This window comes from Streptomyces laculatispora (genome assembly GCF_017353455.1).
In the GTDB taxonomy this organism is placed as follows: Bacteria; Actinomycetota; Actinomycetes; order Streptomycetales; family Streptomycetaceae; genus Streptomyces; species Streptomyces laculatispora.
Genome location: NZ_JAFMPZ010000396.1, coordinates 1 through 10856, shown reverse-complemented (window position 1 = coordinate 10856; position 10856 = coordinate 1). Strand labels below are relative to the sequence as shown.

Sequence of the window (10856 nt, the reverse complement as noted above, 5' to 3'; positions counted from 1 at the left end):
CCTCCTGGCCCTGCGGCGCGGAGACGGTGGCCGTCGCGGCCGCGTTCCGTCCGCCGACCGCGCTGGTCCTCTCCAGCTTCACCGATGACTTCTTGCCCGTGGACAGCGGAGCGGTCTTGATCTTCACGACGCCGCCGCGGTCGTCCCGGTCGTACCACCAGCCCTGCTTCGCCGAGGCGTACGCGGCGGCCGAGCCGAGCCGGGGCAGCTTGCCGCTGAGCTTCACCGCGCTCGGCTCCGAGCCGGTGTGCACGCTGAACTCGTACGGGCGGCTGCTCTGCTTCCCGGTGAACTTCCCCTTGCTCTCACCGATGTTCACGGTGATGTCGCCCGCGCCCCCGGCCGGTGCGCGGACCTCGGCCGTCTGGGTCGCGTACGCGCCGTCGCGGTGCTTGCGGGTCACGCCGTCGTCCTCGTACAGGGTGAACGAGGAGCTGCCCTGCGGGTAGATGTCCCAGGCCAGCGGGGAGCCGGCGGTGCGGTCCCGGTACGAGCGGATGCCGGGCCACATCGGCACGGCGGCGCCGCCCTTGACGAACAGCGGCAGGGTGTCGAGCGGGGCGCTGTAGTCGTTGACGGTGGCCGGGCCCTGGTAGGTCCGCCCGGTCCAGTAGTCGGTCCAGGTGCCCTTCGGCAGGTAGATGCCGTCGCGCTCGGTGCTGTCCTGGTAGACCGGGGCGACGAGGAAGTCCTCGCCGGACATGAACTCGTACTTCGCCGCGTCCGTCGCGGCCTTCGGGTCGTCCGGGTACTCCAGCGCCAGCGGACGGACCATGCCGACGCCGGTCTTCGTGGCCTCGTGCGCGTAGGAGTACTGGTAGGGCAGCAGCGACTCCTTGAGCTTCAGGTAGTCGCGGTTGATGGAGGTGTACGGCTCGCCGTACCGGAAGGGCTGCTTGTCGCTGGCCGCCCAGCCGTCCATGGTCATCGTGGTCCCCAGGAACATCTTCCACTGGAGGTCACGGGTGTACGTCTTGGCGCTGCCGCCGAAGATGCCGTCGACGTCGCCGGTGGTGTAGGCGAGGCCGGACATCGTGGCGCCCGCGTAGGTCGGGATCTGCCAGCGGATGTAGTCCCAGGTGCCGTACTGGTCGCCGGACCACTGGACACCGCAGCGCTGCGCGCCCGCCCAGCTCTCGGGGGCGTAGGTGAAGCCGCGGGCGTCGCTGTTGTCCTCGATGCCCTTGTACGCGTCCTTGCAGCCGTCCAGGGCGAACTTGTAGCCGTCCCCGATCCAGGCGACGTCGAGCTTGGCGACGCGCTGGCCGGCCTTGACCTGTTCGGCGATCTTGTCGATGCCGTCCTGGGTCCACAGGCCGAGCTGCATGTCGCGGTCCTGGAGGCCCTTGGAGGTCTCGGCGAGGTCCTCGTGGCCGCAGCCGTAGCCGTCGTTGACGAGCATCCAGCCGTTCGGCATGTCGTTCTCGACGTAGCCGTCGGCGACCTTGAGGGCGTCCAGGGTGTGACGCTCGCCGCGGTTGGCGTTGTGCAGGTAGCAGTCGGCGTCGCCGATCTCCATGCCGTACACCGGCGGCAGGAACGGCTTGCCGGTGAGCTTCGTGTACTGGCCTATGACGTCCTTGGCGTCACCCGCGAAGTAGTAGGCGTCGAAGCGCTGTTCCTGGGCGCTGGTGGTGACCGGGTCGTTGAAGGCGTAGGTGCCCGGCGCGAAGGTGTTGCGGAACACGCCGTAGCCGGCCGACGAGAGGTAGAACGGCACCGAGTTGGGGTGGCCGCCGTCGTCCCAGTTGTAGTCGACTCCGACCTCGACGGTCTGGTCCCGGTGCGAGGTGTTGCCGCGGCCGTTCTGCATACCGGCGCCGTAGAACTGCTCGTCGCCGCCGCGCGCGAGGGTCTGGGTGGTCTTCTCGCCGTCCCAGCTCAGCCCCTTCGCCTCGGACCAGACCCGGCTGCCGTCGGCCCGGTACAGGGCGAATCGCAGCGGGGACTTGTAGGCACGCAGCGTGATGTCACCGGTGGAGAGGTCGTAGCGGTCGCTCCGCTCCTTCCACCGGGTGCGGGGCGGGGACCCCTGGGGCAGGACCATGGCGTCGCCGGCCGGGTCGGAGAACGTGCCGTCCGGGGCGAGCTCGATCCGGAAGGTCTCGGCCGACACGAAGCTGACGCGGGCCTCGGCGGCCCCCGCACGCAGGTGGTAGACGGATCCGCCGGCCGAGAAGCCGGTGAGATCGCCGACCGTCGACTCAGCGGGGGCGGCCGGATCCGCCTGTGCACTGCCCGGTCCCGAGAGGACGGCGAACAGTCCCAGCAGCGCTGCAACTACTGCCGTTCTGATGCGCGTTGATGATTGCATAGAGCGCTTTTAGCGCAACATCGAGCATTTGACCATGGACAAAACGGAACCGGCCCCGAACTTCATCAAGAAGTTCGGGGCCGGTGAACGGACGTGATCCTGCGGGCGGTTACAGCGCGACACCGAGCAGCGCGTCGACGGTGCGCGAGACCAGTCCCGGCGCCCCCTCGTCCGTGCCGCCCCCGGCGGTCTGCCGCTCGGCCCAGCGGTCCACGGCGGCCAGGGCCGCCGGGGCGTCCAGATCGTCGGCGAGGGCCTCGCGGACCTCCTCGACCAGGGCGTCGGCGGAAAGCCCGTCGGGCCGCGAGACGGCGGCGCGCCAGCGCGCGAGACGGTCCACCGCGTCGGCGAGCACCTGGTCGGTCCACTCCCAGTCGGACCGGTAGTGGTGCGAGAGCAGGGCGAGACGGATCGCCGCCGGGTCCACGCCGTCGCGGCGGAGCACCGAGACGAAGACCAGGTTCCCCTTGGACTTCGACATCTTCTCGCCGTCCAGGCCGACCATTCCGGCGTGCACGTACGCCTGGGCGAACGGGTGCTCACCGGTCAGCACCTGGGCGTGCGAGGCGCCCATCTCGTGGTGCGGGAAGGCGAGGTCGGAGCCGCCTCCCTGGACGTCGAAGCCCATGCCGAGATGGTCCAGGGCGATGGCGACGCACTCGATGTGCCAGCCGGGCCGGCCGGCGCCGAGCGAGGCGCCGTCCCAGCTCGGCTCGCCCTCGCGGGCGGCCATCCAGAGCATCGGGTCGAGGGGGTTCTTCTTCCCCGGGCGCTCCGGGTCGCCGCCGCGCTCGGCGGAGAGCAGTCGCATCGCCTCGGTGTCCAGGTTGGAGACCTGGCCGAAGCGCGGGTCGGTGTCGACGGAGAAGTACACATCGCCGTCGAGGTCGTAGGCGGCGCCCGCGTCCCGGAGTCGTTCGACGAGCGGCACGATGCCGGGTATCGCCTCGACGGCTCCGATGTAGTGCTGCGGCGGGAGCATGCGCAGGGCAGTCATGTCCTCGCGGAACAGGGCCGTCTCGCGCTCGGCGAGCTCGGTCCAGTCCTGACCGTCGCGCACGGCCCGCTCCAGCAGCGGATCGTCCACGTCGGTCACGTTCTGGACATAGTGAATCTGCCGCTTGGTGTCGAGCCACACGCGCTGAACAAGGTCGAACGCGTTGTAGGTCGCCGCATGACCCATATGGGTCGCGTCGTACGGCGTGATGCCGCAGACATAGATGCGGGCGACGGGACCGGGGTCAAGGGTGATCCGTCCGCCGGTCGCGGTGTCGTGGATCCGAAGGTCGCGGCCCTTGCCAGGCAGGGCGGGGACCTCAGAAGCGGGCCAGGCATGCATGCGACGAGCGTAACCGGACGCGGCTTCCGGATACGAACCGGAGGGGGGAACCTGTCCGAAGAGGCACCCTTGCGCACGGCCCCGAAAAGTGCCTCGCTCCCCCGGTCGCGTACCCGGACCGGTCCGGGAGAGGTGCCCGCACCAGGGGCCTCCCGCCGGGCCGTGCCTAGACCGGCGGCCACGGAATGGCCGGCCACCCGCCGCTCGGCTCCCGGTGGAGTCCCGTGGACCGCAGCCCCGCCACACGGGCGCGCAGTGCCTCGATCTCGGCCCCGGTGATCAGTTCCCCCAGCCGGGTGACCAGTGCGGCCCCCGGCTCCAGCTCCCCGGCGAGCCGGTCCAGCACCACCACCGCCTCCGCCGGCAACGGCTCGCCCGCCCAGCCCCACAGCAGGGTGCGCAGCTTGTCCTCGGCGTTGAAGGTGACGCCGTGGTCGATGCCGTACAGCCGGCCGTCGGGCGCGGGCAGCAGGTGTCCGCCCTTCCGGTCGCCGTTGTTGATCACCGCGTCGAGGACCGCGAGCCGCCGCAGCCTGGGGTCGTCCGCGTGGACCAGCAGCGCCGTCCTGCCCTCACCGACCTCGGCGAGGGCCACGGACTTCCAGCCCTCGCCCGGCTCCTCGTCCTCGACGAGCGCGAGCAGCCCGGGGCCGTCCTCGTCCTGCGCCGCCGCCTCGATCCACAGCTGGCACATGCCCTGGCCGTACGGACCGTCCCGCAGCACGGTCGGCGGCACCAGGCCCCAGCCCGTCGCCTCGGAGATCTCGTAGGCGGCCACCTCGCGCTGGGCGAGCGTGCCGTCGGGGAAGTCCCACAGGGGCTGCTCGCCGGCCACCGGCTTGTAGACGCAGTGCGCCTGCTCGCCCTCGTACGCGACCGAGCAGTACAGCACGGCGTTGGAGGCCCCCCGGACCTGTCCGAGGACGGTGAGCTCGCCCTTGCCGAGCAGGGTCAGCCGCCCGGCGTCGGTCAGGCCCCGCGGCGGTATCCGTTCTGGCGGGGGCATACGTGTCCTTCCGGATCGAGCGGGAGGCTGCACAGCGGGCACGGCGGGCGGCCGGCGTTCACGACGTCCAGGGCCCGTTTGGCGAAGGCGCGGGCCTGCGCTCCGCTGAGCCGGACCCGGAGCATCGGCGGGCCGTTCTCCTCGTCCTGGAGCAGCCGCTCCTCGGCCTCGGCGAGATCCTCGACGGATTCCGCCTCCAGCTCGACCAGGGCCTGTGCCTCGACGATCATGCGCTGTTCCTCGCCGTCCCAGGCGAGTGCCATCGTGCCGACCCGGAACTCCTCCTCGACGGGGACGTCGAGCGGGGCGGTGTCGGTCACGTCCATCGGGGCCACCGCGGGTACCGGGGAATTCCCCCCGGTGCGCCGGACCACTTCGTCGAGCAGTTCGTCCACCCGCTCGGCGAGCGCGGCGACTTGGGTCTTCTCCAGGGCCACGCTGGTGACACGTCCGCCTGAGGATGCCTGCAGGAAGAACGTACGACGTCCAGGCAGCCCGACCGTACCGGCCACGAAACGGTCCGGGGGGTCGTAGAGGAACACCTGACGGGACACGTCCTGTCTCCCTTGTGATTTGACGCGGATGAGGGGTCGGCCGGGGCCCGGGAGAGTCCTCCCGGAAAGGCGCCTACGGCGCGTCCACCCTACTGCGCGGAGCGATCACGGTGCCCCAGCGCCGCCCCCGACCGCGGCGTCCGCCTCTGAGCCGGCCTCCTTGCCCTCGCCGGGGGCCGGTTCGCGCGGCGCCAGCGGGGCGAGATCTCCCGTGTCACCGAGCCTCAGCAGGAAGGGCCGGAGCCTGGTGTAACGGATCGCGGTGACCGAGCACGGGTCGGCGTGGACCCTCTGGAAGAGGTCCAGATGCATGCCGAGCGCGTCGGCGACAAGGGACTTGATGATGTCCCCGTGCGAGCACATCACGTAGGCGGCGTTCTCGCCGTGCTCCGCCTCGATCCTCGCGTTCCAGTCCCGGACCGCGTCGACGGCGCGTGCCTGCATCGCCCTCATGGACTCGCCGCCGGGGAACGCCGCGGCCGACGGGTGCTGCTGCACGACCGTCATCAGCGGCTCGTCGGCGAGCTCCGCGAGCTTGCGGCCCGCCCAGTCGCCGTAGTCGCACTCGCTGATCCGCTCCTCGGTGTGCAGCGGCAGGTCCGGCCGGGCGTCGAGCAGCGGGCGCAGCGTCTCGCGGCAGCGCTGCAGGGGGCTGCTGACGGCCGCGGCGAGGGGCAGTGCCGCCAGCCGTCCGGGAAGCGCTGCGGCCTGCTCGGCGCCGCGCTCGTCGAGCGCGACCCCGGGCGTCCGGCCCGCGAGCACCCCGGCCGTGTTGGCGGTGGAGCGTCCGTGGCGTACGAGGATCAGGGTGGGCATACGGGCCAGCGTAGGCCGACGCTCCGGCAAAGGTGCGCCCGGGACCGGAGCAGGGCAGAATGCGCGCCGTGATTGTGGACTGCGCCATCTACCGGGACGGACGCCGCACCGACGGCCCGGCCGATTTCTCCGATGCCCTCGAAGAGGCCCGGGCCACCGGTGACGCCTTCTTGTGGATCGGCCTGCACGAGCCGACGGAGAAGGAGTTCGAGCTGGTCAGCAGCGAGTTCGGGCTGCACCCGCTGGCGGTCGAGGACGCCCTGTCCGCGCACCAGCGCCCGAAGCTGGAGGTGTACGACGACTCGCTGTTCGCGGTGGTGAAGCCGGTCGTGTACGACCACGGGAGCGACACGGTCAGCACGGACGAACTGATGGTGTTCATAGGCGACTCGTTCGTGGTGACGGTCCGGCACGGTGACGGTGCGCCGCTGGCCGCCGTGCGCCGCCGCCTGGAGTCCGAGGCCGAGGTGCTCAAGCACGGGCCCACGGCGGTGCTGTACGCGATCAGCGACGCGGTCGTGGACCACTACATCGATGTCGCGGGCGAGCTCCAGGTCGACCTGGAGGAACTGGAGACAGAGGTCTTCGCCCCGGCCGCCACCGGCGACTCCAAGAACACCGCCGCCCGCATCTACACGTTCAAGCGCCAGGTGCTGGAGTTCCGCAGGGCGACCGTCCCGCTGGCCGCCCCGATGGCCCGGCTGGCGAGCGCGGGGGTGCCCTTCGTCCGCGAACAGTCGCAGCCGTTCTTCCGGGACGTCCAGGACCATCTGACGCGCGCCAACGAGCAGGTGGAGGGTCTCGACCGGCTGCTCTCCGACATCCTGTCCGCGCATCTGGCCCAGATGGGGGTGCGGCAGAACGACGACATGCGCAAGATCTCGGCCTGGGCGGCGATGGCGGCGGTGCCGACGATGGTCGCGGGGATCTACGGCATGAACTTCAAGCACATGCCGGAGCTGCGCTGGGCGTGGGCCTATCCGGCGGTGATCCTGCTGATGGCGGGCGTGGTCTTCGGCCTGTACCGCCAGTTCAAGCGGCGCGGCTGGCTCTGACGGGTGCGCAGGACGACAGCCCCTCAGGCGTACTCGGGTGCCGGGACGGCCGGACCGCCCAGCGCGTCACGCCGCTCGGGCGGCACCAGGCTGACCATGCGCCGCCAGCCCACGAGGCGCTCGTACGCGTAGACGGCGTGGATTCCCGCCGCCAGTGCCGCGGCCTTGGCCCGCGGCCAGCCCAGGATGCGGCCCATGTGGCCCATCACGGCGAGGCTGACGTCGCGGTACACCCGGATCTCGCCGAGTGCGCACTCGCGCAGGACGCTCTGGATCGTACGGCCGTGTCCCGACCGGGCGAGGCGCAGCAGCTCCTCGTGGCAGTACGCCAGGTGGTTGTCCTCGTCGTTCGAGATCATCCTCACCGCGCGGCCCAGGTCGGGGTGGTCGGCGAAGTACTTCCGCAGCAGCCGCATCTGCTCGGAGGCGCGCTGTTCGGTCACCCGGCTGTGCGCGAGGTAGGTGATGATGTCGCGCTCGGCGAGCCGCTCCTCCCGCCCCAGCCGCTCATGGGCGAGGCCGATGCCGCACTTCTCCAGCAGCATCGTGTAGTCGGTCTCGTGCGGGACCTCGACAGGCTCCAGACCGCGCTTCCTCAGCAGGGCGTTGAAGATCCGGCCGTGCTTGTCCTCGTCGGCGCCGTGCCGGGCGATCTTGGGGGCCAGCACGCGCTGGCTCGCGGGCACGAGGGCGGCGATGCGGCCGTTCTCCCAGCCTCCCTGGGACTCCCCGCCCGCGGCGATGGAGCAGAACAGCCGGAACGACTCGTCGTCGTCGAGAATCTCCTGGAACAGGTTCTTTGCCGAGAGCATCACTGCCACCTCCGTGCCGGCATCCGCCGAGCGACAGTCAAATGCTCCTGGCCCCGGCGGGCAACAGGAACGCCCGGGGACTGGGCCGAACGTGCACCCGGTGCGGACACACCTTTGGCGAACCGTTTCCGCGCGGGCCCCGTAACCCAACCGCCCCGGCCGCGTTGTTCCGCGTGACGGCCGTGGCGGGGAGGCCCCCGAGCCCCCACCACGGCCGTAGTGCTGAGCGGGAACGGGCAGCGCCGCCCCCGGATACGCCTCAGGCGAGCCCGGACCGCTCCAGCGCGTCCGTACCGGCGCGCAGCGCGGCGATCCGCTCGTCGAGCGTGAAGCCGGCCGGGGCCAGGGTCAGGGTCGTGACGCCCGCGGCCGCGTAGCCCTGCATCCGGTCGGCGATCCGCTCCACCGACCCCAGCAGCGTGGTCTGGTCGATCAGCTGGTGCGGTACGGCGGCGGCCGCACCGCTCTTGTCGCCGGACAGGTACTTGTCCTGGATCTCGGCGGCTTCCTTCTCGTACCCCATGCGCTGGGCGAGCTGGTTGTAGAAGTTCTGCTTGCGGCTGCCCATGCCGCCGACGTACAGCGCGGTGTACGGCCGGAACATGTCGGCGAGGCCGTTGACGTCGTCGCCGATGGCGAGCGGCAGGGTCGGGCAGACGTCGAAGCCCTCCATGGTCTTGCCGGCCTTCTCCCGGCCCGCCCGCAGGTGCTTCACCGCGGTGTCCTCCAGGTGGTCCGCGGAGGGGAAGATCAGCAGCGCCCCGTCGGCGATCTCGCCAGTCTGCTCCAGGTTCTTCGGACCGATCGCGGCGATGTACAGCGGGATGTGCTCGCGCTGCGGGTGGACGGTCAGCTTGATCGGCTTGCCCGGCCCGTCCGGCAGCGGGAGTGTCCAGTGCTGCCCCTCGTACGACAGCCGCTCGCGGGTCATCGCCTTGCGGACGATCTCGACGTACTCCCTGGTGCGGGCCAGCGGCTTGTCGAACTTGACGCCGTACCAGCCCTCGGAGACCTGCGGTCCCGACACCCCGAGGCCGAGCCGGAACCGGCCGCCGGAGAGCGAGTCGAGGGTGGCCGCGGTCATCGCCGTCATGGCGGGCTGGCGGGCCGGGATCTGCATGATCGCGGAGCCGACGTCGATGGACTCGGTCTGCGCGGCCACCCAGGTCAGCACGGTCGGGGCGTCGGAGCCGTAGGCCTCGGCCGCCCAGCAGACGTCGTAGCCGAGCCGGTCCGCCTCCTGCGCGACGGCGAGGTTGTCCCCGTCCATACCCGCGCCCCAGTAACCGAGATTGATGCCGAGCCGCATAGCCGCTCCCCTTACTGATCAGTAACGTCCCTGTGCTCCGGACTCTAGCGCGCGGGAACACGATCCGGCAGGGGTGACCCGGGCCCCGGTTGTCCACAGCCCTGCGACGAGTGGAGCCATGGCCAGTAATCTCAGCGCCCATGGAGCAGAGGCATCTCGGCCGCACCGGCCTTCGCGTGTCCCGGATCGGGCTCGGCACCCTCACCTGGGGCCGGGACACCGACGAGCACGACGCTGCGGAGCAGCTGAAGGTCTTCTGGGAGGTGGGCGGCACCCTCGTCGACACCGCGGACGTGTACGGCGGCGGCGAGTCCGAGTACCTGCTCGGGCGCCTCGTCGAGGGCCTGGTGCCGCGGCGCGATCTGGTCATCGCCACCAAGGCCGGCAGCGTGCCCGATCCGTACCGCAGGTTCAACGGTTCGCGCGGACATCTGCTGGCCGCCCTGGACGCCTCGCTGTCCCGGCTCAACACCGACTATGTAGACCTGTGGCAGGTGCACGCCTTCGACCCGGTGACGCCGCTGGACGAGACGCTCCAGGCCCTGGACCTGGCGGTGACCAGCGGGCGCGCCCGCTACGCGGGGGTGTCGAACTTCTGCGGCTGGCAACTGGCCAAGGCCGCGACCTGGCAGCTGGCCTCGCCCGGCGTGCGGACCCGGCTGGCCAGTACGCAGATGGAGTACTCGCTGCTGCAACGGGGCGTGGAGCGCGAGGTGCTGCCGGCGGCGCTCGACCTCGGGGTGGGGCTGCTGCCGTCGTCGCCCCTGGGCCGGGGCGTGCTGACCGCCAAGTACCGCACCGGCACCCCGGCGGACTCGCGCGGCGCCTCCGAGTTGCTGGCCCCGTTCGTCGAGCCGTATCTCGACGACCCGGCGAGCCGCATCGTGGACGCCGTGGCGACCGCGGCCGACGGGCTGGCCACGACGCCGCTCCAGGTGGCGCTCGCCTGGGTGCGGGACCGGCCGGGAGTGGTGGCCCCGATCGTCGGCGCGCGCAACGCGCGCCAGCTCGCGGAGGCATTGTCAGTGGAGGCGCTTAGTCTTCCCTACGAGATCTGCCGCGCGCTCGACGATGTGTCGGCGCCCGTGCACCGCTATCCCGACCAGGACTGGAGCACGCTGTGACTGCGCTTCCCCGGGGGGAATCCCCCGGCCCCTCGGCCACCGACGACGACAGCGTCGTCGCGGACGCCACCGCGCCCTCCCCGGCCGAGGAGGCCGCCGCCGGGACCGCCGAAGCGACCGGCGCGGCGACTGACGACGGGGAGACGGCTGCCGCAACCGGCGCGACGGACACCGACGGGACGGACGAGGCGTCGGCCGGGCCGGACCCCGCCGACGCGACCGACGAAGGACCGGACGGCGACGCCGCCGCGGGTGGCGCAGGAAGCGCCGAAGGCGACACCCCCGCTGCCCCCGCCCTCTCCGAGGCCGAGGTGGAGCTGGCCGCCCAGCGCGAGCTGCTGGAGCGGATCGAGAAACGCAAGGCCGAGAAGGACGGCCCCATCCCTGCCGGTACGAAACTGAGCGGACCGGCCGCCGATCTGCTGGCGGCCGTACGCGCCGTGGAGAGCGGCGAGAAGCCGGGAGCCGCGTTCTTCGACTCCCCCGCTCCCGCCGTTCCCCGCCGGCCCGTCCCCGGTCTCCTCGCC

Annotated in this window: 9 protein-coding genes and 1 pseudogene; 3 read left to right on the top strand and 7 right to left on the bottom strand. The window is 71.5% G+C overall.

Going from position 1 to position 10856, the window contains the following annotated elements:
- The 5 genes from J1C73_RS20275 to J1C73_RS20255 all read right to left on the bottom strand — a co-directional run.
- Positions 1–2314: glycoside hydrolase family 31 protein (locus J1C73_RS20275; protein WP_207317657.1), on the bottom strand; the 2314-nt coding region annotated here is incomplete at its 3' end.
- Positions 2315–2423: 109 nt separating this feature from the next.
- A complete protein-coding gene (gene mshC / locus J1C73_RS20270; RefSeq protein ID WP_207317656.1) occupies positions 2424–3653 on the bottom strand; it encodes a cysteine--1-D-myo-inosityl 2-amino-2-deoxy-alpha-D-glucopyranoside ligase in 1230 nt (409 codons plus the stop codon).
- Positions 3654–3819: 166 nt separating this feature from the next.
- Positions 3820–4659, bottom strand: coding sequence for an SCO1664 family protein (locus J1C73_RS20265; RefSeq protein ID WP_207317655.1), 840 nt, complete (start codon positions 4657–4659; stop codon positions 3820–3822).
- Positions 4623–5213 carry a DUF3090 domain-containing protein gene (locus tag J1C73_RS20260; protein WP_123468727.1) on the bottom strand — a complete coding sequence of 197 codons (591 nt, stop codon included), beginning with the start codon at positions 5211–5213 and terminating at the stop codon, positions 4623–4625. The genes J1C73_RS20265 and J1C73_RS20260 overlap by 37 nt, the downstream gene beginning before the upstream one ends.
- A gap of 105 nt (positions 5214–5318) precedes the next feature.
- A complete protein-coding gene (locus J1C73_RS20255) occupies positions 5319–6029 on the bottom strand; it encodes a histidine phosphatase family protein (RefSeq protein ID WP_207317654.1) in 711 nt (236 codons plus the stop codon).
- 59 nt (positions 6030–6088) lie between these two features.
- Between J1C73_RS20255 and corA the strand changes: the two genes are divergently transcribed.
- Entirely contained in the window at positions 6089–7084 is a 996-nt protein-coding gene (gene corA, locus J1C73_RS20250; protein WP_207317653.1) for a magnesium/cobalt transporter CorA, read from the top strand.
- 23 nt (positions 7085–7107) lie between these two features.
- On the opposite strand, the gene J1C73_RS20245 is transcribed toward corA, so the two are convergent.
- Together J1C73_RS20245 and J1C73_RS20240 are read right to left on the bottom strand one after the other, a co-directional pair.
- Positions 7108–7896 carry a ferritin-like domain-containing protein gene (locus J1C73_RS20245; protein WP_207317652.1) on the bottom strand — a complete coding sequence of 263 codons (789 nt, stop codon included), beginning with the start codon at positions 7894–7896 and terminating at the stop codon, positions 7108–7110.
- Between the two features lie 259 nt (positions 7897–8155).
- Positions 8156–9205, bottom strand: coding sequence for an LLM class F420-dependent oxidoreductase (locus tag J1C73_RS20240; protein ID WP_207317651.1), 1050 nt, complete (start codon positions 9203–9205; stop codon positions 8156–8158).
- Positions 9206–9345: 140 nt separating this feature from the next.
- Between J1C73_RS20240 and J1C73_RS20235 the strand changes: the two genes are divergently transcribed.
- Both J1C73_RS20235 and J1C73_RS20230 read left to right on the top strand, forming a co-directional pair.
- Positions 9346–10329, top strand: a complete 984-nt coding sequence (locus J1C73_RS20235; RefSeq protein ID WP_207317650.1) for an aldo/keto reductase — start codon at positions 9346–9348, stop codon at positions 10327–10329.
- Positions 10326–10856, top strand: a pseudogene (locus J1C73_RS20230) (DNA helicase RecD); the annotation flags it as partial. The gene J1C73_RS20235 and the pseudogene J1C73_RS20230, both read left to right, overlap by 4 nt.

Coding starts and splice junctions, on each gene's coding strand:
- corA (WP_207317653.1), top strand. CDS start 6,089: ATGCGCGCCGTGATTGTGGACTGCGCCATCTACCGGGACGGACGCCGC.
- J1C73_RS20235 (WP_207317650.1), top strand. CDS start 9,346: ATGGAGCAGAGGCATCTCGGCCGCACCGGCCTTCGCGTGTCCCGGATC.
- mshC (WP_207317656.1), bottom strand. CDS start 3,653: ATGCATGCCTGGCCCGCTTCTGAGGTCCCCGCCCTGCCTGGCAAGGGC.
- J1C73_RS20245 (WP_207317652.1), bottom strand. CDS start 7,896: ATGCTCTCGGCAAAGAACCTGTTCCAGGAGATTCTCGACGACGACGAG.
- J1C73_RS20240 (WP_207317651.1), bottom strand. CDS start 9,205: ATGCGGCTCGGCATCAATCTCGGTTACTGGGGCGCGGGTATGGACGGG.
- J1C73_RS20255 (WP_207317654.1), bottom strand. CDS start 6,029: ATGCCCACCCTGATCCTCGTACGCCACGGACGCTCCACCGCCAACACG.
- J1C73_RS20265 (WP_207317655.1), bottom strand. CDS start 4,659: ATGCCCCCGCCAGAACGGATACCGCCGCGGGGCCTGACCGACGCCGGG.